This is a genomic window from Serratia sp. 3ACOL1, assembly GCF_003668775.1.
Lineage (GTDB): Bacteria > Pseudomonadota > Gammaproteobacteria > Enterobacterales > Enterobacteriaceae > Chania > Chania fonticola.
The window spans coordinates 1,857,908-1,880,094 of record NZ_CP033055.1 but is presented as its reverse complement, the minus strand read 5'-3'; the positions used below and the strand labels follow the sequence as shown (position 1 = coordinate 1,880,094).

Below are 22,187 nucleotides of genomic sequence, written 5' to 3'. Positions count from 1 at the left end.
TTTAGTGTGTTATTTCGTGGGTTGGTGTGCATAACCCGCATGTTGCAATGCTCTGACTGAATTGTTTTTTTACATAAGGATTAGATATATCGAATGTTCGATTTTATCTAATTAAGAAAAAACCAAGCAAAATCAGATACGGATAGGATTAATTTTTTGGTACACCTCCTGTTATAAGATAGTATTTGATAATGTTAGAAACAAAATGTGTCAAATAAAAATAGCTGCTAAATATTTGGTATGTTCTCTATCGCATTTCTTCTATCAGACATTACAAATTGAGCAATAGAGATTTCAACGTATTATGAAGCAATGTGCTGTCAAGAATGTTGTAATGCGTTTCTGCGCAACAGGTGATACTAACATTATGAGATGATTGTGCTCTCCACTTCTGTGAAAGGTCGGGTTGTTTACGTAATCGTTCCTGGTTAAGCCATAACGTCAACGGAATGTTGAGTTTCGGTAGTTCACCTGCGCTATCAGTCAGTTCGAACGATTTTTTTATCGCCAAACAAAAGGCTTCAGCATGCTCAAGCGTAATTTTTTCAGCAAGGACAGACTGATTCAAAACGAAGTGCCCCCTGACTTCGTCGATAGCATTGCTCTGAGGTGGCGTTTTTCCAGGCTGGTATAAACGACGAGCTATACCGAGAGAATCGAAAAGGTTTAGATAACACTGTGCGACGCTAAAGTGACGTTTCTTCGACGGGGACGACGACGGTAAACTGCTATCGATGACGACAGCATGCGCAAATGACTCGCCTTGCTGTGTGGCTAAGGCCGCCATATGGATGGCTAATTGACCGCCCAACGACCAACCTGCGATCACTGCCGATGCACGTTCGCTTTGTGGAATGCTAGCTAAATGCGCGGCAGCCAACTGCTGCATGGTCACGGAGACGCTGTCTCCTGGCCCCGCCAATCCCGGACTGGCGATCGTTCTGACGTTGGCATAAGGAGACAACTTCTGTATCAATCTGCTGTATTGGTGAATTTGTCCACCAGCACCATGTACCAAATACAGTGTAGGCAGTGAAGGACTTTTTACCGTCTCGGACAGTACCGACAGCGCTAACGGGCTATTCTGATGAATGCGTTCGGCAAGAGACGTTAACTGTTGGTAGCCAAGAATTTCCGCCAGCGTCAGCTCGACGTTTAAGGCTCGCTTAATTTTCCCCAAGAAGGTAATGCCGGACAGCGAACTGCCGCCATTGCCGAAGAAATTAGCGTGGGGATCTATCTGATTGGGCTCGCAACCCAGCGTTTCTGCCAGTAGCATTTGTAGATGCTGCAACTCAACCGTGATCGTTGGAGAGATGGGGCAAGGTTGTGCCTGTAATAGAGCATCTTTCGAGGATAATAATGAACGATCCAATTTCCCATTGCGGGATAGTGGGAAGTGTTCGATCACGTGGTATCGCGTTGGTGCCATATAGGCAGGTAGCGCGGAGGCCACATGTTCTCGCAGTTGCACTTCCGCTTGCGCACTCGATTTTCCCTCTGGCGTCAATACTATATAAGCTTCTAGGTGACGTATGCCACTGTCTGGATCGTTGCAGCATACTACGCATGCTTCCGAAACCAGTGCGTTGTTTTTAATAACGAACTCGATATCTCCCAGTTCGACACGGAATCCTTGTAATTTAACCTGTTGGTCTTCGCGGCCAAGAAATTCGATATAGCCGCAGCGATTCCAACGACCGCGATCGCCTGTGCGGTACAGACGGCCACCGAGCTCTGAGCACGCAATAAAACTGTCGGAGGTGGTTTGCCGATCGCGCCAATATTCGCGTGCTACCCCAGTGCCACCGATATAGATATCACCTGTTGCGCCATAGCCGCACGGCTTATGATTTTCATCCAATATCCACATGTTCTGGTTGGGCAGAGCTACACCATAAGGTATTGCTTTTCTGTATTGTGTATCTCGCGTAATAGGATGATAGATCGACCAGATCGCCCCTTCAGTCGCACCGCCCAAGCTGGTGATGCACGCGTTGGGACATAGTCTGTGCGCTTGTGCGATCAACCGTGGCGAAATGCGATCTCCGCTCAACCAGATTTGTCGCAATTCAGGCAAGGAAGCGATGTTTTCCTGCTCACAATATTGCAGCAGCATTTGCAATATGGCGGGGACAGAGTTCCAGATGCTAATCTGGTTTTGCCGTATTGCAATCAGCCATGAGGCTGGTTCTTTGGCGTCTTGCGCCGACAAACTGATGACCGTGGCACCCGCTAACCAACTGCCGAATAGGTCATAAACCGACAGGTCGAAAGCCAAATCCGCGATGGCTAATATGTTGTCCCGAGGAGAAACATGGAACAGCCAGTTCATAGTTAACAGGGTGTTGGTGATGGCACTATGCTCGATTGCCACGCCTTTCGGCGTTCCTGTTGTCCCCGAGGTGTAAATGACATAAGCGAGATCATGCGCTTTCCCTGGAGTGAAATGAAATTCATCATGCAAGCGGAATGTGGAAAATATCGTATCCAGATCCTGACAATGGGTATCCAACGGATAGCGAGAGTGCCGATGTGATGCGTTATTGATAACCCAATTGCAGCCCGACAATCGGATAACGTCAGCGACGCGTGCGTCCGGCAGTCCCTCTGCGAGAGGCAAATAAGCGCGGCCTGACAGAAGGATACCGAGCGCCACGATGGCTTGCAGCGCACCGCGAGGGAGATCGATAGCGATCAGTGCTTCCTGAACAGTATGAGTTTCCAGCCAATATGCGACTGTACTAGCATGATGCAGCAGTTCATTGTAGCTCCACACGCGCTCACCTTCGATCAATGCTGGCAGGGCTGCATGTTCGTTACCGGCGCGCCACAGTTGCTGCGAAAGGTTTTGGTGAAGAAACTCCGGCATCTCCGCGCCCATAGAAAGCTTGCGCAATTGCGCGATATCGTCAGTTGGCGTTAGGGAGTAACGGCCGACGGCTTGCATGGGATCGTGTGAAATTTGCTCCAGCAGTAGCGCGTAAGCCTGCGACAATGCTTTGATGCGTTGAGGTGCGAACAGCTTGGCGTTGTATTGCCATTCAAATTGAATGCCGTCCATGGTGGAGATGACTTCCAGCACCAGATCAAATTTAGGCGGGGCATAATTTCTCGGCAGCGTATCAACCTGCGCTGAACCAAAAATCAGTTCGTTGTTTTTGCGATGTTGGCAAACGAACATGATCTGGAAAATGGGATGAAATTTGCCGCGTGCAGGTTTCAATTGTTCAACCAAATAGGAGAAAGGCAGTCCCTGATGCTTAAACGCGCGGGCAAATTTATCGGCGCTTTTTTGCAATAAAGTACTGAATTTGTCGTCTGTGTTGATATGAAATTGGTGAGCTACAGTGTTAACGAAACTGCCAACGGCAGAGTTTAATGCCGGTTCGTTTCTGTTGGCTACCGGGCTGCCGATGACCACTCGTTCCGAAGCCGACTCCCTGGCGATGAGCAGAGCGAAGGCTGTGTGCAGCAATGCAAATAGTGACGTACCGGCGCGTTTAGCCTGTTGCGTCAAGGCTTGCTGCAAATCGCCCGCCAGCGTTTCTCTGACGATGTTTTGCGCTTTATCTGTTGCAGTAATGGCGATGTCATAGCCCAATGAGTGTTTTTCCGGAGCATAGCGCAGCTCATCGAGCCAAAACGCAAGGCTCTCATTGACGTTTGCGACGGTTAGAAAAGGATCTTCAAGGAAGCGGAAAAAAGCATGGCTGTCGTCATACTGAGGACGATGCTCCTCATCAGAACAGTAGTCACGGCTGAGTTCGTCAACCAGTAAGTTGGCAGTCCAGCCATCCACTATGCAATGGTGGAAGGTCAAAAACAGATAGTGGTGCTGCGCGTTTTTTCTCAGGATACGGCAACGCAGTGGGAGTTCTGCGCCAAGATTGAACGGAACGCTGCATTGTGCTTCCAGAGCGGACATCACGCTGTTTTGCTGCGCCTCTTCATCAAGCGTGTTGATATCTTCCAGGCAACGTTCAAAAATGGTCGTATCGAGGGAAACGATATCGACGGCGATGTTTTCACCGTCAAGCTGATAGTGACCGCATAGCGCAGCATGACGTTTAAGCATTTTTTTCAACGCGGAAATCAAGCGTGCGGGCTCAAAGGTTCCGATGATCTCCTTGGCTATCGGGATATTATACATGGGGCTATTTTTCGTGAAGTTTTCGTATAGCCAGAGGTATTGTCCCGCATAACGGTTGACGAGATAGTTCGGTTTTTTCCCTTCGTCCTGCGCGGATTTAGCCGTTGTGCATGTAGACAGAAATGCTGCTATGTCTGGTTGCGCGGCATTGATTTCGGCATCGGTGATATTGCCGATTTCCAGATGCTGTGGCGATAGCTTGCCGAAGTTGGCACCTTTTTTTGCCATTTCCATCAGATGTATAAGGCCTGCTACGCTCATAAACTCACTCCTTCCCTAAGGGGGGTTACGTCTTGCTTGTCACTGCCTCCATGACATGGCTGCTGCTTGCTGTTCGCGGCAATTAAATTGAGCCAGTAAGACAAGTCGCAAAGTTGTACCCCAGGGTTCCTTTGTTGTACCGCAGCGAAAGCAGTTTGGTGATCGGTACTCTCTCCATCGTCGATGCCGAGACTCTTAAGTACGCAACCTCGCAGCCTCTCATTGGCGGTATCAAATCGAATATGGGGAAAGTATCCCAACTGTGCTGAAAGGGCGATCAGTTCGACTAAGCCATCATCGATGAACCTAAGACTGTGATCGGCTTTGCGCAGCAACAGCAGCTTTTCGTGCCGGTATCCGTTCAATAGATCTTGCGTGATCTTGGTGCTGCTTGAAGCGTTACACAGAAAGATCATTTTTTGCACATTCCCCGCCAGTGCGTGCAACAATGGAGGTAGGGTGTTGAGCCAGCTTGCATATTGCAGAGGTGCTTCCGGCACGTTAAATACTGCGGCAGCCAGCAGTTGCCCTGTATAGCAATGAACATCTTCCTGCGACGTGAGAATGCGCGCGTTATGTTCGGAGGGGAGGGTCTCCAGCAAACGGCGTTCGTCTGGGCCTTCGGGCTGTTGGAAAAACAGCACGGGGCTTGTCGACGAGTTCGCATTGACGGATAGACAGCGGCTGATGGCGCAGCGAATATCCAGATGGTGTTGACTTAGCCCATAACGTGAGAGTGCCAGCTGTGTAATATGTTGGCAAAATTCTGCGAGGCTCGGGTGTTCAAAGATATCCCGCAGGTTCAAATCGAACTGACAGTAAGCGTTAAGTGCATTAATGATTTTTATCGCTTGCAAGGACTCACCGCCGAGAGTGAAAAAATCGCCATCTTCACTGCCCAACGTCCTCAGCCAAATTTCCTGGACTAATGCGTTGAACGTTGTAGAGTGCAACTCATCTTTCAGCGTTGATTCCACGGAGTGCCGTTCAAGCGTGCGATAATCGATCTTGCCGTTAGGCAGTTTTACCAGTGACGTTTGATGATGTATGAAGCTTTTGGGAATGTGCGAGTTGGGCAGCATCCCGAACAGCGTGCGTCGGCTAAGCTCATCCAGCGGTTGCGGGCTGTGATAATGCGCGTAAAGCACTGCGCCAGTGTCGCCACTTTTTGCCAACACGGCGACTTCGACAACGCCGGGGAGCCTGCCGATGCAAGCTTCTATTTCGCGCATGTTGACTCGCTTGCCTGCGATTTTTGTTTCGTGAACTTTGCGCCCAAGGAATAATAGCTGCCGGTCCTGATCCAAGCAGGCGATATCACCGGTGCGATAGGCGAGTATTTGTCGATCGCCCATCTCAATCGTCACGAATTTTTCCGCGCTCAGTGCTGGCTGATTTAGGTACCCCAAGCAGACAGTAGCCCCGGCGATTAACAGTTCGCCGCTGCACCCCAGTGGAACCGTTGCGAGATTCTCGCCGACGATCGCTACGAATACGCCGCTGAGCGGGGAGCCGATTGTAATGGCGGCATCATCGTTTTTGACCTCTGCGGCTGTAGCCACCACTGTTGCCTCGGTCGGGCCATAGGTATTGATTAACCGCCTACCGCATGGAGGCTGTAAGAACCAGAGCTCCTTGGCGCGCGCCGAAAGGCTTTCCCCTCCGACGATCACTGTTTTGACCGTTGCCGGCAATTGCAGTTCTCCTCCGAGTGCAAACAGTAACTCGTTAAAATAGGCGGTGGGGAGATCCAACAGGCTAAGGCGATGCGTTGCGCAGAATTCTAACAAGTCAGGAAAACTGTGCGCTGAGGCGTCGGGAGCTATATACAGACTGGCGCCAACTGCTAACGTCATAAAAATTTCTTCTATGCTGGCGTCAAAATGCAGAGGAGCAAATTGCAAGACGCGATCGTGCGCTTCAATGTTGTAGCGTTCGATTGCAGCGGCGGTGAAAACGTTAAGCGCCCATCTGCCGCAGATAACACCTTTGGGTACCCCGGTGGTGCCGGATGTAAACATGATATAGCCGATCCCGGCGGGAAACTCGGTATTGTTGGCAGGCATCCGACGATGGAAAAGGGCGCAATGCGTGTAATCCTTTGGTACAGCCAGCGCCAAACTTTGCCAGTGGAACGAGGCGCGGAGCAGTGAATGGCGATTCAACGTGCGCTCGGTTATCAAAATGGCATCGTCAAATTGCTCTAGCAAACGGCGATATTCTGCGTCATCGGCGTTCGAGTTCAGATTAACGAACGGCATATTCAATTGCAGTGAAGCCAGCATAAAGATCACGGCCTCTGGCCCTTTGGGTAGGTCGATCAACAGAGCCGTATTTGTTGAGCGGACAGAGGCCAGCAAATTGGACCAGATGATCACTTGCTGCTGCAAAAGCGCGTAAGACAGTTCCCTAAGAGACTTTGAAGGATGTTCCGGCGTACAAATAGCGAGGCTCTGTGGTGCATGAGTAGCCGTGCGTTCAATGCGTTGCATGACATCAACGACATCGCTATCGTGTTCTTTACCGTACAAAGAAAGTGGGAAATGCTGCCTTAGTTGTCGAACAGAGGCGTTTTCTTGTTCGCTGTGCAGCAATGAGCACAGTTTTTGTATCGCCAGGCTGTGTCGTGCCAGGCTAGCTCGATCATAAAGCCCCGAGTCGGCGTCGATTTCCAAGCGAAGTGTCTGGCTATTGATATTGGGACGTAAATTGAATACCAGATCCTGAGCGCCTCCCGAGCGTATGTTGCGTACTACGCTGCGCTGCGTGGGAGAAAACGAAGCCGATGCCTCGAAGGGAATGATATTGACCACTATATTGAACAACGGCGAGTGGCTGGCGTTGCCCCGCATGCTTTTTATCTCTTCATAGCGAAATGCTTGATGTTTTTTGATCTGTTTAAGTTTGCGCTCTACTTCATGCGCCAACTGTAGCCCGGTGGTGGTTTCTTTAATGTCTATGGCCAGCGGGAGTACGTTGGTTTGGCAGGTTAATGCTTGGCGTGCAAGATGCCCCTTGCGCGCCATCATGGGGATGCCGATCACCGGTGCGTTTTCGCCAGTGCAAAAATACAGATGGACCATCACAGCAGCCAGGATCCTCGCCATCCAGGAAGGCTGGTTGGTTTGCAGTGAGAAGAGACTAGCCGAGCACAGAAAAGACTCTGTGTGACGGATAACCCGCCCCGACGGCATGTTGGTACGAGCTAGTGTCGTTGGGACTGGTAGCTGGGAACAGGTCTTATGCCAAAATTGTTTGTCCGCCTGATAGCCCGCTGAAATTTTGTATTCGGACTCTGCTTTGAGCAGTTCATCGAGTGTCGGAGTTTCGGATAACCTCTGTAGCTGCAAGGGCAAATTTCGGTAGGTTTCAGCGACTTGATGAATCAGCAGATAGGCGCTATAGCCATCGAGCAGCAGATGATGACTGCAGAAGTACCATAGAAAATGGTTTTCACCCAGCGACAGGATTTTTTGTCTGAATAGTGGTGGTGTATTCAACAAAAATGGCTGCCCGGCATCTTCCTCCATTAGCGCAAGAGCAACGGCCATGCTATCGCCATGATGCGATAGGTCCACTAACTCCACCACAGCGTTACACACTTTGGTGCATTGATAAGGAACCCCATTATCTTCTGCAAACATTGTATAAAGCGTTGGCGTTTGGCTGAACACCCAATCAATGGCGTCCTTCATTCGCGCGATATCTAGCGGGTGACTTATTTCAACATATTCAGCGATGTTATAAATAGACTTGTCGTTGCTGACCTTGTTGCCGTAATAAAACCCAACCTGCGGATCCAGTAATTTATTTTTGATCATGGCTCCTCCCCCCGACTTTGTCGTTGTTATTTTTTCACAACCATCAGCTTTCCGGATCTTTTTGCACGCCAAAAAACGGTGTCGTTATCTATTATCGGTGCTATGCCTGCAAGATAGTCCATGCACAGTCGGGCACTACCAGGTTGGCAACAAAAGTCCAAAATGCATAGTGCCCCTCCTTCGTTCCATTCGGAGTTATGGGGGATGAATGATGGTTCGCTGATGAAACGTGCCAATGTATCTTCTCTAAAATAGGCCCAGGTAATATATCCTAAAGGGTTGTCCATATGATCGAACAGGATCTTGAACTGGTTCTGATTGATGGCTTGTTGAGTCCATAGTTGCAGTGTTTTGACATGATACAAACTGTAATTGCTATTCATCAGCATGCAACTAAGGGCAAAACCTAAGTTTTCATATTGGTTGAATTCACTTCTACCGTGGCAGTTTTCTTTGACAAAGCTCACTAAATCTCTCCTTAGACTTATTATTGCAACACATTTATCGCCTGGCGCTCGAAGCGCATTTGGTATGTCTGCAATTGTTCGGTGATCTTATCTGTTTCACCGTGCCAACCTGCTATTTCCTGATAGATGGTTTCACGGTTCATAAAGGCACGAGAACCCAGCCTCCTGCTGACGGTATCTTTCATCTCTTTATGCAGTTCAGTACTGCTTTTGCCCTTTGACCGCGATTCGTGGAGATATTTCTCACATAGCTGATGGAAAGTTTGCGAGAATCGCTCCTCCGCTGTCGCAGAATTTTGTGTAGAAACGCCGTTTGCGGAAGCGTCGACCAACTGGTGTAGCAGGGTGATAGCCGGATGCGTATTTCCCTGGCCCAGACCTTGCCGCTGGGTGAAGATGCCAGCGGACAAGTCAAATATGTTTTGCAGGCGAGCGCCGAAGGCTATCAAGTCATCGGTAAGTATCGAAGTTTGTAAAAACGTTTTATCAAAACCCGCTATTGCGAGGTTCTCTAGCAAACAAGTCTGCCCATAGGTGAAGTTGAAAGAAGCATTAATACCCTGTTGTGTTGCAGCAAGAAATTCTGGGCCGAATCGGTACTTGGCCAGATAAAAGCCAAGATCCAGTACGCCTTGCAGCAGTAACGGCGCATCCTCGTTCAGCTTTTTGTGCTGAATATAGCTGCGGCCAGCCTCTTGTCGTTCACCGGGAAACACGCTGCGCATGCCGTGAAAATCGAGCAGTCGACCTTGCATATCGCAATTGGATGGCGATGTCATCATCACCAGATGACGGCTGCGACAATAGGCGATCTGGGTAGCAAGACGTTGGGCCAGTTCGCAAAGGCCATATAAGGCCCGTTCTTCTTGCGGCAACGTAAGCCATTGTTCTTCATCTAGCGTCAAAGGGCGCGGTAATAGAGAGGGAACGACCGCGATCAATTTCTCCACTCGGATAGCATCCGCTGGCTGCGAGAGCATTGCTGCATGGGGTTGGTAGTACGGAGCGCGGCAAAAATGGGCGGGGCGAATCACGGGTTCGCGCACCAATAAAGCCCGACGCTCATGCACCGTTGACGATGCCGATGGCGCATTTTTAACGCTGATATTGTCAGCCAGTAATATCGCTTTATTGGGTACAGCACCATATGGAAGCAACTTGGCCATTAAGTTTCCCCATAGAGCTTCTAGCACTGCCCCCGTCAACGTTAGTTCACCATCGACCTGTTTGGACCCTCTACCGACCAATGCATTGGCACCGATGCCTTTAACCTGCCAGCGACCATCGAAACCGCAGCGAGCACCGCCGCCGTTGCGTGAGATAGCTCCTCCGCCGTAGCGTTCGGCATAAAATAATTTTTCATCTGCTAAAAGCGGGGTGCAGGTATCGAAAAGAGAATGCTGTTTATTATCTTTGATAAGATAACTGGCTGCCGTTTTCAGTTCTGCCAATTCATCATCGTCTAAAACATTGCTCCAAAGTAGTTGGGTATCTATCTTTTTTGCCGTAAAGGGAACTAGACACTCATTAAGTGCAGAGAGGCTGATCATTTTAATATCCTTATTATCATTTTTCCATCATCTGAAAATACACCTAGGCAGCCGTTTCTGTTGAAATTCGACTGCTAATGAAATTACCGTAGGTGATTATCCTATTGTGCTTGTAATATCGAAAATAAAAGATGTCGGATCATATAAGTTATTACCTTCATAATCATGGAGGAATGATAGTTCAATACCCGTTAATGCTCTCATGTAGACTCCATCCTTGTGAGTGGTGACATACAAAAAAGATGCCATTGTAGAACCATAAATTGCCGATGTTATAAGTCCAATCGCGTATTTAATGACTTTCTTTTGCTGCAATAGTATAAAATATTAAATGCTAATGATAATCATTTATGAAAAAGCTACAGCGATTAAACTGAAAAGTCAATAGATGTTTCCATAATTATTCCCAAGGTCCGCTTGGAAAATGGTATATCCCACCATAAGGGCTTCCGCAGGTAGTTAATGCTGGTTTTTTGTATTGATGAAAGAAGGGGTAATCCTTCTAAATATAATCAGTATCTATAATTGTTGACGATTGGGGTTCTGATGAAAGGAGCAATGGCAATAACATTCCCTCAAGGGTAAATATCACTCCATGAGTGCATGGAATATAGCAAGTCGAATAGCTAGGGGAACTCTCTATCACTTGCTAAGGCGCATGCTACCTGAATTTTTCGCATTTAAAAGTCGCTGAAGTTGTCCAAAGGCTCGGACAGAAACCTGGTTTTTTTGCCTGCAAATGCCACAACACTCCATTTCGCTGTGGCCGTCTTCCACACCCCTGTATTAGGATGACCTGTGGCGAGATGGACCGTAAGCTTGCCAATTACCGTCTTTTTCTTCTTTATAATTAATAATAACAACAGGTTAAAATGAAACGTAAAGATGCAGTTCGCCAGGAGCTGGAACGTCTTACCCTTACGCTTAGCCGGGAAACGCTTGAACAAAGCGCTGGCGGTTTCGCCGCGGAAACCATCGCTTTCAACCTGGGATTGGCACGTAACTCCGTCAGTAAAGATCTCAACGAGCTGCACGGTGATCGGTTGGTCATCAAGATTAAATCCCGTCCCGTGCTGTTTTTGCACCGGGCAGTCTGCGAGCAGTTGATTGAGCAGTCGCTGCCAGATGACAGGCTGGAAGCAAAAGATTTGCTGGATCTATTACCCGCCAAATCCTTGCCGCAGCCAGCCAGTGATGACCCTTTTCATACGGTAATTGGTTATGACCGCAGTCTGCGGTTGTCAGTAGAGAAGGGCAAGGCGGCGGTGCTTTACCCCGGTGGATTGCATGTGTTGCTTACCGGGCCTTCCGGGGTGGGGAAAACCTTCTTTGCCGAGGTGATGCACCAATTCGCCACGGTGCAACAGCCACAGCGGCAAATCCCGTTAGTGTATTTCAACTGCGCCGAGTATGCCCATAACCCGGAGCTGCTTTCATCCCATCTGTTTGGCCACAAACAGGGCGCGTTTACCGGCGCGATTGAAAGCAAACGTGGTCTGATCGAACAGGCGGACGGTGGCTTTCTGTTGCTCGATGAAGTTCACCGCTTGCCCTACGAAGGGCAGGAGAAACTGTTTTCGATCCTCGATAAAGGTGAATATCGGCCACTGGGTTCAAGCGATAAAGCCCGACCCATCAGCGTACGGCTGATTTGCGCTACCACCGAAAGCCCAGACTCAACGCTGCTACGCACTTTCCTGCGGCGTATTCAGGTGTCGATTGTCATACCGGCACTGCGGGAACGTTCGCTGGAGGAACAGGTAGAAATCATTACCGGTTTCTTACAGCTTGAGAGCCACAAGATTGGCCGTATTATCCGTCTGGATAAGGGATTACTGCTCTATCTGTTGGAGAAACCGCTGAGCGGCAACATCGGCCAACTCAAAAGCGATATCCAATTCCTCTGTGCCCAGGCTTGGGCCAGCGGGATGGGACACAGTAGCCCAAGGCTGTTGCTGGATAAGCGGCTGATGGATGTCCCACACTCTGCCAGCGCAAGCAGCCGCCTGCTGGTGGATGCGCTATTTGGTCAGCAGGAGTATCTGGACATCAGTTCACAGCCTCTGGAGCAGCTCAAGCAGCATCTGAGCGCCTTAAGCAGCGAGCAGGACAGCGATCTGTTTTATACCTATCTGACGCGCGAATACGTCAACCTGCGCAACAGCAACGTGCCGCCGCAGGAAACCCTGTCGATCCTGAAGAACAAGCTACGCACCATTTTTGAATATGGGCTGTACAGCCGCAACGGTGGGGAAAGCGAGGAACGCTACTATGGCGGCCAGGTTGAGCAACGCATCACCCTGTTGATCGGCTGCATCGAACAGGTGTTGGGTTTCCCGCTGCCGCAGAATATGGCCGGCCATCTGCGTAAACACCTACTGGCGCTGCTTTCCTACGTGCAGAAAGGGCTGATCCCTAACCTGTACTCCTCCAGCCTGATCCTGGATTACTGTAAGGATGAGTACGACAACGCCAACCAGCTATGCCGCAAAATCAATGAAATCTTCCACATCCAATGCCCATCGACGGAAATCGTCTACCTGTGTCTGTTTTTGAAGGAGTGCCGTAGCTTCCGCCAGCGCAAGGAGGTTAATCCTGACTGCGGTGCCATGTTGATCGGCCATGGCACCACCACGGCCAGCAGCATGGCGCACTATGTCAATCGGGTGCTGGAATGTGAGCTGTTTACCGCCATCGATATGCCGTTCGAGCAGTCGGTGCATGACACATTGGAATTACTGATTGCGACACTGCGGGAAAAGCGCTATCAGCGCTTGATCCTGATTGTGGATATCGGCTCGTTGGTGCACTTTGCCAGCACCGTCAGCAAACTGTTCCACATCGATGTGCTGCTGATCCAGAACATCACCATGGGGGCGTTGCTGGAGATTGGGCTGGATTTGACCTATGAAACCAGTGATTTCGCCCCCTTGATGCAACTGATGGCCAGCAAGGGGATTGCCCATCAGCTTTACGACCAGCGTGAAGATGAGACCGGCAAGGTGTTGGCAATCTCCTGTATCACCGGAATGGGCACGGCGGTGAAGATCAAGAAAGTGCTGGAGGAAAGCTTCGGTGAGCTGATGGCGGAAGACACCCGTATGGTATTGGTGGATTACAACGAGGTGCGCAGCCTTGAGCGGTTGCGTCAGGCGATTGGCGGGAATGAGCGCCTGGTGGGCATCGTGGGCACCTTCCAGCCTGGCTTGCCGGATATCCCGTTTATCGCGTTGGAAGAGCTGTTCTCCGAACAGGGGCCGGAACTGGTGCTCAGCCTGTTGAACCCGGATCTTGGCAGCGCAGAACGGCAGTTGCAGGTGGAGCGTTGTTCAATGCGCTTTATCAGCGCGCTGACGCTAGAGAGCATCATCAACCATATTTCCGTGCTCAATCCCCAACGTATTCTGCAAGAGATCGAAGCGGTGTTGCATCAGATTTGCCGCACGCTGGATCTGCAGCCTTCAAGGCAGGTGACACTTCGTTTCCTGATCCACTGCTGTTGCATGGTGGAGCGTATCGTTTTAAGCCACAAACCGTTACAGATTGCCCTGGATGCCCAGCAGGATATCGACCAACAGGCGTTTTCTGTCATCAAAGACGCGTTTTCGCCGATTGAACGTGCCTATTCTATCCGCCTGTCCGATGCGGAATATTTTTATATCTACGAGCTACTCTACCGCTAAACCCCTCCCCGGCGGGCCTTGAAGGCCCGCTCTCCACTGACCTCCTCCGGCGTGCCACAAAGTTGGCACAGGCATTGCTATATCTCTAGGGAACGGAAATTTTCGATGACTTTCAATAGATTGCCAGGAGGCCATTTTGGCTGCATTACCACAGATTTTACTACTGACCCACGGCGGCTGGGGCCAACAACTGCGTGAAAGCGTCCGCATGGTGATTGGCGAAACCAGCGGGGTGTTCGATATCGCGCTGATGCCGGTCGACACGCTGGCGGAGTTCCATGAGCGTGTTGAACAACAGGTGAAAACCATGCCGGAGGGCTCATTGATCCTCACCGACTTTATCGGCGGCACCACCTCCAACGTGGCGGCACGCTTGAGCCGCGACTACGCCATCGGCGTGATTTCCGGCCTGAACGCCACCTTGCTGCTAGCTGCCATCGATTTACGCGAGCAGGGCAATTTTCTCAACCATCTCGATGAGTTGGTTGAACTGGGGCGCAACAGCTGCCTCGACGTAGTTAAACAAATTAAATCAATAACATCAGGGGAATAATCATTATGGCCAATATCGTTTTATGCCGCATTGACAGCCGTTTGATCCACGGCCAGGTCGTTACCAAGTGGGTTGGGCAGTCGCAGGCTAACCGTATCGCGGTAGTGAGTGATGAGCTGGAAGCCGATCCGTTTATGAAAAGCATCTATCTGATGGCTGCTCCGCCGAATGTGAAAGTGGATTGCTATGGCAACCAGAGCTTTGCGGCGGCTTGGCGGGAGAATCAACTAGGGGAGGGCAACGTATTGGTCCTGTTCCCGAACCTGGTTTCGGTGCAACAGGCGGTAGTCGACGGGTTTGACGTCAAAAATATCCAGGTGGGAGGCCTAGGCGGTGGGCCAAACCGTAAAGCGGTATTCCAGAACATCACGCTGGATGAGGCTGATGTGGCGATCCTGCGAGACCTACAGCAACGCGGTGTGACGGTGTTCTTCCAGACCATCCCGGAAGACAAGCCGCAGGCACTGGCAGATATTTTGAAGAAGTTCTGATATTCGGCATCTGATCGATTAGGAGCAATAACATGGATAACTTGACCGTTGCCATCTGTATGGGGCTGTATTACTGGTTTGCCCGCCTGCGCTTGGGCTACACCCTTTCGGGGATGTTGGTGCAACCCATCGCCATCGCGGTATTCGTCGGCTTCCTGCTGGGGGATATGAAAACGGCGATGATCATCGGTGCCGGGATGCAGTTGGTGTATCTGGGCGTGACTTCTACGCCGGGCGGGAACGTCCCTTCAGATCCGGCGTTGGCGGCCTGTATCGCACTGCCGATCGCTGTGAAAGCGGGGATGGATCCTAACTTGGCGATCGCGTTGGCAATCCCGTTTGGGGTGATCGGCGTGTTCGTTGACCAGTTACGCCGTACCGTGAACGCCGTCTGGGTGCATATGGCCGATAAGCATGCAGAAGAGGCTAATATCAGCGGGATCATGCGCTGTGCCTTCCTGTATCCGGCACTGCTTGGCCTGGTGATCCGCTTCCCGGTGGTGTTTGCCGCCAACTATTTCGGCCAGGGCGTGGTCGAGAAATTCCTGGCGCTGATGCCACATTGGCTGACCCACTCGTTCGAAATCATGGGCGGCATCCTGCCTGCGCTGGGCTTTGCGATCACCATCATGGTTATCGGCAAGAAAAGCCTGCTGCCTTACTTCATTGCCGGGTTCTTCGCGGTGCTATATCTCAAGGTCGACATCATGGCGATGGCCATCTTCGGTACCTGCGCGGCATTCCTGGTTAAAAACATGGCCAAAGGTGAGGGAGCCTGATCATGAGCAGCGACATCATGCAACACGAGCTGGTGGAAAGAGCACGGCAAACCAACGTGCTGACCAAGCGGGACATCACCAAGGCCTGGTTTATTTACTGGCTGGGAGCCGAAGTCTCCAACTCTTATGAACGTTTACAGAGCCTGATTTTCTGCGCCTCAATGACGCCGATTATTAAAAAGCTCTATCCGCAGAAAGAAGAGCAGGTTGAGGCGCTGAAACGCCACCTGAACTTCTTCAACAGCGAACAGACCTTCGGTGCGGTGATCCAGGGCGTTGCCATCGCCATGGAAGAACAGAAAACCCGTGGCGAGCCGATTTCCGATTCGTCCATCACCGGGATTAAAACCGGCCTGATGGGACCGCTGGCCGGGATTGGTGACTCGGTGGTCTGGGCGGCAATCATGCCGCTGTTAATCGCCATCTTCATTCCCTTTGCGGCCAACGGCAGCGCCATGGGTGGCATCATGCCGGTGGTGTTGTATACCGTGATCACCATGGCGATCAGCTACGGCTTAGCCCACAAAGGGTACACGCTGGGACGGGAATCGATCATCGGGCTGCTGCAAGGGGGCAAGATAAAAGAGCTGATCTACGGGGCCAACGTGCTCGGGCTGATCATGATGGGGGCGTTGTCTGCCAGCTACGTCAAGATCACCTCACCGCTGAAAATCAGCGCGTTGGAAGGTTCCGAGGTGGTGGTGCAACAGATCCTGGATTCCATCGCCCCCGGCCTGTTGCCGCTGGCTGCGGTGTTCTCGATCTACTTCTATCTGGTCAAAAAAGGGCCGCGCTATACCACCATTCTGCTTTCGGTAGTGGTACTGAGCGTGGTGTGTTCCCTGTTGGGTATTTTGTAACGGAGCAGCGATGAATATTTATCAACGGCTCGGATTGAAACGGGTGATCAACGCCAGCGGCAAGATGACCATCCTTGGTGTTTCTTCGGTGCCGCATGAGGTGATGGCGGCTACGGCCGAGGCGGCGTCAGCCTTTGTGGAAATTGATGCGCTGGTGGATCGCGTTGGCGAGCTCATCTCTCAGCATACCGGTGCGCAAGACAGCTATGTGACCTCCTGCGCCTCCGCCGGGGTGGCTATTGCGGTCGCGGCAGCTATTACACGAGGGGAGCCGGAGCGGGTGGCTCAGATGCCGTGCAGTGAAGGTTTGGCGAATGAAATCGTCATGCTACGTGGCCACAACATTGACTACGGTGCGCCGATCACCACCGCTATCCGGCTGGGTGGCGGTAAAGTGGTTGAGGTAGGGCAAAGCAATCTGGCGGCCCGCTGGCAATTAGCCAAGGCCATCACGGCGCAGACGGCGGCACTGTTTTACGTCAAGTCGCATCACTGCGTACAAAAGGGCATGGTTGCGCTGAGCGATTTTGTCGCCGTGGCCCGTGATGCCGGGCTGCCGCTGATTGTGGATGCAGCCGCAGAGGAAGATTTGCGGGCCTATGTGGCAGCCGGGGCCAACATGGTGGTGTATAGCGGGGCTAAAGCGCTGGACGCACCGACCTCCGGTTTTGTCACCGGCGATCGGCAATGGATCGCCTGCTGCAAGGCCCAGCATAACGGTATTGCGCGAGCGATGAAGATCGGTAAAGAGAACATGGTGGGGCTGGTGATGGCGCTGGATCATTATCAGCAACATCAGCCGGACTGGAGCCGCCAATTACCCGCGTTGCACGATCTGGCACAGCAGATATCCGCGTTGCCTAGTCTACAGGCTGAAATCGAACAGGATGAGGCCGGGCGAGCGATTTATCGGGTGCGGGTAAGCGTGGACTCCTCCCGATTAGGATTAACTGCCTATCAGGTGGAAGAGCTACTACGCACTGGCGAGGTGGCGATTTACACCCGCCATTACTGGCTGAATCAGGGCGTCTTCAGCTTCGATCCACGGGCGCTGCGCGACGACGATTTTGCGTTGATCGTGGCGCGGCTGACGGAAATTGTGCAACAGGCCAGGGGGCAACATGCAACAGCTTGATTTTTACCAGGGACGCGTGGCCATCAACGTGCTGGCCAAAGATATCCCCAATGCGTTACAGGTACACCATGCCGCCGAAGGGCATGCCGCAATTGGGGTGATCTCGGCGCAGTTCACCAACGTTGAGCAGGGCGTGGCCGAGGTGAAACGCTGGATGGAGCAAATCCCGGCAATTTCCGTTGGCTTGGGGGCGGGGTCGGCGGCACAGTTTTATAAGGCGGCAATGATTGCGGCAGCCACCGCGCCCGCACACGTTAACCAGACCTTCACCGGCTGTGGTTTTGCCGCGGGTGCATTGGCAGCCCGAGGTATCAGCAATACCTGCATTAATGCCTTGATCTCGCCCACCGGAACGCCAGGGAAGGTGATCATTTCCACCGGAGTTCACAGTAGCCAGGGCGAGCCCGCCGTGGTGAGTTGTGACAGCGCGGTGCGTATGATCCTCGATCTGGGGGGGCATGCGGCCAAATTCTTCCCAATGGGGGGCTTGTCGTCGCTGGCAGAACTGCGCGCATTGGCGGAAAGTTGCGTACGCAATGGCATGACCATGATCGAACCCACCGGCGGGATCGATACGCAAAACTTCCTGCCAATACTGGAAACCTGCCTTGACGCCGGAGTCGCAAAGGTGATGCCACACGTTTACAGTTCCATCATCGATCCACACAGCGGAGAGACCCGTGCCGAAGAGGTCGCGTTGCTGTTGGAAGGCATCAAACAGATCCTGCGCTAAGGCGCGTGGCGCCTGAATCTGCCGCACTTACTGGCTAGCGAAATTCTCACAAGGCTCAGGTGTAAATCCGAGCCTTTTTTTAATTTTTAAAAACATTAAGGCTCTTATTTATAACTCATTTTTTTTCGCTAATTGTGAAAACAGCGGTTTGCTTTCTGATTTTCGCTATGGTAAAACTAATGCAGTTGAAAATTTTACATTCATGAGGATATTGGGCAAATCGCACGGTGTGCGGCTGAAGATAGAGAATAATTATGATGAAACTTAATGGAACGCCTCTCAGAACATCTTGTTGCCAACTTTTCCTTTCTGCCATTCTTGCCAGTGAGCATCACTGGTGCAGCGAGCTATAGCGTCTTTCTCCCTTAACCGGTGCTGATGACTGGGTTCACTTCCCGTCGTTTGGCGTTGCCGGGAAAACTTCTTTAATACGTTTGGGTAGGTTTATCCCCAGAGATTTCTATATCTCAAGCGCCGCCGTGCGCCTGTTTGATGAGATAGATTGGGATAAATACGCCTTAGCGTGCGTGATTCGCCGTTTGGGAGAAAAATTATGATTTATTGGATCTTTTTAGGCTTTGCCATTACCGCCGAAATTATCGGCACCCTGTCCATGAAATACGCTAGCGTCAGCGGCGGTATGACCGGACACATCGTCATGTACGTGATGATCACCCTGTCTTACATCATGCTGTCATTAGCGGTAAAACGCGTGGCCTTGGGCGTTGCTTACGCCCTATGGGAAGGGATCGGCATCCTGTTTATTACCCTGTTCAGCGTGATGCTGTTTGATGAGCCAATCTCTGCGCTGAAAGTGCTGGGCTTGGTAGCGTTGATTGCCGGGATCCTGCTGGTGAAATCCGGCACCCGCAAGCCACGAAAACAGGTCAGCCCGCGAGGTAACAACCATGCAACAGCTTGAGTTGTACCACATCGGGTTTCTGGCCTTGGCCATCGTACTGGAGATTGTGGCCAACATCTTTCTGAAGATGTCGAACGGTTTTAGCCGAGTTTGGCTGGGGCTGTTGTCTCTGGTGTCGGTATTAGGGGCGTTCAGCGCGCTGGCGCAGGCGGTGAAGGGGATCGATCTTTCAGTCGCTTATGCGTTGTGGGGCGGTTTCGGTATTGCTGCCACTATCGCTGCCGGTTGGATCCTGTTCGGTCAACGGCTCAATGCCAAAGGCTGGATGGGGCTGGCCCTGTTATTGACGGGTATGGTCATCATCAAACTGGCTTAACGGCCAAATAAAAACCGCAGGTCTCTACTCTTGGATTAAGGGTATGACCTGCGGTTTTTTGTTTTACAGCGCCGCGATGATCTTGATTTCAACTTTGTATTTAGGATTCATCAGACGTGCTTCTACGGTACAACGTACCGGCGCGCTGCCTGCAACAACCCAGGCATCCCAGGCGGCATTCATGGCGGCAAAATCATCGCCGTTGGCCAGGAAAATGGTGGCGTCTAAAATCCGGCTCTTGTCCGAACCCACTCTCTCCAACAGCACATCGATAGCGGCCAAGGTGTTGGCGGTTTGCGCTGTAGCGTCATCGTCCAGATTTTCCGGGACGCTGGTGTAATAAACGGTGTCATTGTGGATCACCGCTTCTGACCAGCGCTGTGCCGGATCAATTCGTTCGATATTCATGCAATTATCTCCTTATCATCAACGTCATAAGCGTATCACAGCCGGGAACGGATGTGTGTGCGGATAAAGTCGGTGGTAGCGGCGTGGCAGGCTTGGCATAATCACCGCTGAATGATACCGGCAGAGAGATAGCGTGGCAGACGATTTCGCACCAGAAGGCGCATTGGCGCAGGCAATTAAAGGGTTCAAACCCCGTGAACCGCAAAGATTGATGGCAGAGGCGGTAACGGAAGCCATCAATTTCAAACAGGAACTGGTCGTCGAGGCAGGAACCGGCACCGGTAAAACCTACGCCTATCTGGCACCGGCGCTGCGTTCAAAGCGCAAGGTGATTATTTCCACCGGCTCCAAGGCCTTGCAGGATCAGCTTTACGCTCGCGATCTGCCCACCGTGGCCAAGGCATTAAAATACAAAGGCAAGCTGGCGCTGCTGAAGGGGCGTTCCAACTATCTGTGCCTGGAACGCCTGGAGCAGCAATCCATGGCTGGTGGCGAACTGGCTGGCCAGACGCTGATCGATCTGGTGCGGCTGCGCAGTTGGTCAACCCTGACGGAAGAAGGGGATATCAGCTCCTGCAGCGATGTGGCGGAAGACAGCTTTGTCTGGCCGCTGGTGACCAGCACCAACGATAACTGTCTGGGCAGTGATTGCCCGCTGTATAAAGAGTGCTTCGTGGTCAAGGCACGGCGCCGGGCAATGGATGCCGACGTAGTGGTGGTTAACCATCATCTGTTTCTGGCGGATATGGTGGTCAAGGAGGGCGGTTTTGCCGAACTGATCCCGGAGGCGGACGTGATGATCTTCGACGAAGCGCATCAAATTCCGGATATCGCCAGCCAATACTTCGGCAAGCAACTGACCAGCCGCCAACTGATGGATCTGGCCAAAGATATCACCATTGCTTACCGTACCGAGGTACGCGACAGCGCACAACTGCAAAAGAGCGCCGATCGCCTCAGCCAGAGCACGCAGGATTTCCGTTTAGCGCTGGGGGAACCGGGTTTTCGCGGTAACCTTCGTGAGGTGCTCACTCAACCTAACGTCCAGCGCGCCTTGCTGCTGCTCGATGATGCGTTGGAGCTGTGTTACGACGTGGTCAAGCTTTCCCTGGGCCGTTCGGCGTTGCTGGATGCTGCCTTTGAACGTGCTACGCAGTTCCGCGCTCGCCTGAAACGGCTCAAAGAGGTCAACGAACCCGGTTTCAGCTATTGGTATGAATGCAACTCACGCAGTTTTGTGTTGGCGCTAACGCCATTGACGGTATCAGACCGCTTCCGCGAGATGCTGGATGAAAAACCGGGTAGCTGGATTTTCACCTCAGCAACGCTGTCGGTGAATGAGCAAATGGGTCACTTTACCGATCGCTTGGGGCTGAATAAGGCCAAAACTCTACTGCTACCCAGCCCGTTTGACTATGCCAATCAGGCGCTGCTCTGCGTGCCACGTTTCCTGCCCTCGCCGAATCAACCCGGTGGGGCACGACAACTGGCCCGAATGCTGCGGCCAATGATTGAGGCCAACCAGGGCCGCTGTTTCTTCCTCTGCACCTCGCATCAGATGATGCGTGAGCTGGCCGAGGAGTTCCGCGCCACCTTGACGCTGCCGGTGCTGTTGCAAGGGGAAACCAGCAAGGGTCAACTGTTGGCGCAGTTTGTCGAAGCGGGCAATGCGTTACTGGTGGCAACCAGCAGCTTCTGGGAAGGGGTTGACGTGCGCGGTGATGCGCTCTCTTGCGTGATTATCGATAAGCTGCCGTTTACCTCGCCGGACGATCCGTTGCTGAAGGCGCGCATTGAAGATTGCCGTTTACGCGGCGGTGACCCGTTCAATGATGTGCAACTGCCCGATGCAGTGATTACGCTCAAGCAGGGGGTTGGCCGTCTGATCCGCGATACCGACGATCGGGGCGTGCTGGTGATTTGTGATAACCGCCTGGTGATGCGCCCTTATGGTGAGGTGTTTCTCAACAGCTTGCCGCCAACGCCGCGAACGCGTGATTTGGCACAGGCAATCGCCTTCCTCAAGGGTGAATAGGCGCGACTTCGGGGGTGTGC

15 protein-coding genes are annotated in these 22,187 nt (G+C 51.9%); 10 read left to right on the top strand and 5 right to left on the bottom strand.

What is annotated here, in order from left to right; all coding sequences use genetic code 11:
- Positions 1-271 precede the first annotated feature (271 nt).
- Genes D9980_RS08630 through D9980_RS26840 form a run of 4 tightly spaced genes read right to left on the bottom strand, consistent with a single transcriptional unit; the run spans position 272 to position 10,252 of the window.
- Entirely contained in the window at positions 272-4,414 is a 4,143-nt protein-coding gene (locus D9980_RS08630) for a non-ribosomal peptide synthetase (protein ID WP_121607026.1), read from the bottom strand.
- Complete coding sequence (locus tag D9980_RS08625; RefSeq protein ID WP_121607025.1) at positions 4,411-8,235, bottom strand: AMP-binding protein; 3,825 nt, start codon at positions 8,233-8,235, stop codon at positions 4,411-4,413. Before D9980_RS08625 ends, D9980_RS08630 begins: the two co-directional genes overlap by 4 nt.
- Before the next feature lie 26 nt (positions 8,236-8,261).
- Positions 8,262-8,702 (bottom strand): toxin-activating lysine-acyltransferase, encoded by a 441-nt coding sequence (locus D9980_RS08620; RefSeq protein WP_121607024.1) that lies wholly within the window; start codon positions 8,700-8,702, stop codon positions 8,262-8,264.
- A 20-nt stretch (positions 8,703-8,722) separates the two neighbouring features.
- Positions 8,723-10,252 (bottom strand): hypothetical protein, encoded by a 1,530-nt coding sequence (locus tag D9980_RS26840; RefSeq protein ID WP_202913980.1) that lies wholly within the window; start codon positions 10,250-10,252, stop codon positions 8,723-8,725.
- An 872-nt stretch (positions 10,253-11,124) separates the two neighbouring features.
- On the opposite strand from D9980_RS26840, the gene D9980_RS08610 reads away from it, so the two are divergent.
- From D9980_RS08610 to mdtI, 9 genes are all read left to right on the top strand, one after another.
- Entirely contained in the window at positions 11,125-13,935 is a 2,811-nt protein-coding gene (locus D9980_RS08610) for a sigma 54-interacting transcriptional regulator (RefSeq protein ID WP_121607023.1), read from the top strand.
- A gap of 136 nt (positions 13,936-14,071) precedes the next feature.
- A complete protein-coding gene (locus tag D9980_RS08605) occupies positions 14,072-14,488 on the top strand; it encodes a PTS sugar transporter subunit IIA (protein ID WP_217437165.1) in 417 nt (138 codons plus the stop codon).
- 5 nt (positions 14,489-14,493) lie between these two features.
- Positions 14,494-14,979, top strand: a complete 486-nt coding sequence (locus D9980_RS08600) for a PTS system mannose/fructose/N-acetylgalactosamine-transporter subunit IIB (RefSeq protein WP_121607022.1) — start codon at positions 14,494-14,496, stop codon at positions 14,977-14,979.
- Between the two features lie 32 nt (positions 14,980-15,011).
- Positions 15,012-15,758: a PTS sugar transporter subunit IIC gene (locus tag D9980_RS08595; protein WP_021806649.1), complete on the top strand. Its 747-nt coding sequence runs from the start codon at positions 15,012-15,014 to the stop codon at positions 15,756-15,758.
- On the top strand, positions 15,758-16,618 hold the full coding sequence (locus D9980_RS08590; RefSeq protein WP_161629439.1) for a PTS system mannose/fructose/sorbose family transporter subunit IID: 861 nt from the start codon (positions 15,758-15,760) through the stop codon (positions 16,616-16,618). The genes D9980_RS08595 and D9980_RS08590 overlap by 1 nt, the downstream gene beginning before the upstream one ends.
- Positions 16,619-16,628: 10 nt before the next feature.
- A complete protein-coding gene (locus D9980_RS08585; protein ID WP_121607021.1) occupies positions 16,629-17,753 on the top strand; it encodes a DgaE family pyridoxal phosphate-dependent ammonia lyase in 1,125 nt (374 codons plus the stop codon).
- Positions 17,740-18,486, top strand: coding sequence for a KDGP aldolase (locus D9980_RS08580; RefSeq protein WP_121607020.1), 747 nt, complete (start codon positions 17,740-17,742; stop codon positions 18,484-18,486). Before D9980_RS08585 ends, D9980_RS08580 begins: the two co-directional genes overlap by 14 nt.
- Positions 18,487-19,039: 553 nt before the next feature.
- Positions 19,040-19,408 (top strand): multidrug/spermidine efflux SMR transporter subunit MdtJ, encoded by a 369-nt coding sequence (gene mdtJ / locus D9980_RS08575; RefSeq protein ID WP_021181165.1) that lies wholly within the window; start codon positions 19,040-19,042, stop codon positions 19,406-19,408.
- Complete coding sequence (mdtI, locus tag D9980_RS08570) at positions 19,395-19,724, top strand: multidrug/spermidine efflux SMR transporter subunit MdtI (RefSeq protein ID WP_021181166.1); 330 nt, start codon at positions 19,395-19,397, stop codon at positions 19,722-19,724. The genes mdtJ and mdtI overlap by 14 nt, the downstream gene beginning before the upstream one ends.
- 63 nt (positions 19,725-19,787) lie before the next feature.
- Here the strand turns inward: mdtI and D9980_RS08565 are convergent, their stop codons facing one another.
- Positions 19,788-20,132, bottom strand: coding sequence for a RidA family protein (locus tag D9980_RS08565; protein WP_021181167.1), 345 nt, complete (start codon positions 20,130-20,132; stop codon positions 19,788-19,790).
- A 133-nt stretch (positions 20,133-20,265) separates the two neighbouring features.
- On the opposite strand from D9980_RS08565, the gene D9980_RS08560 reads away from it, so the two are divergent.
- Positions 20,266-22,167 (top strand): ATP-dependent DNA helicase, encoded by a 1,902-nt coding sequence (locus tag D9980_RS08560; protein WP_121607019.1) that lies wholly within the window; start codon positions 20,266-20,268, stop codon positions 22,165-22,167.
- The last annotated feature ends 20 nt before the right edge of the window (positions 22,168-22,187 follow it).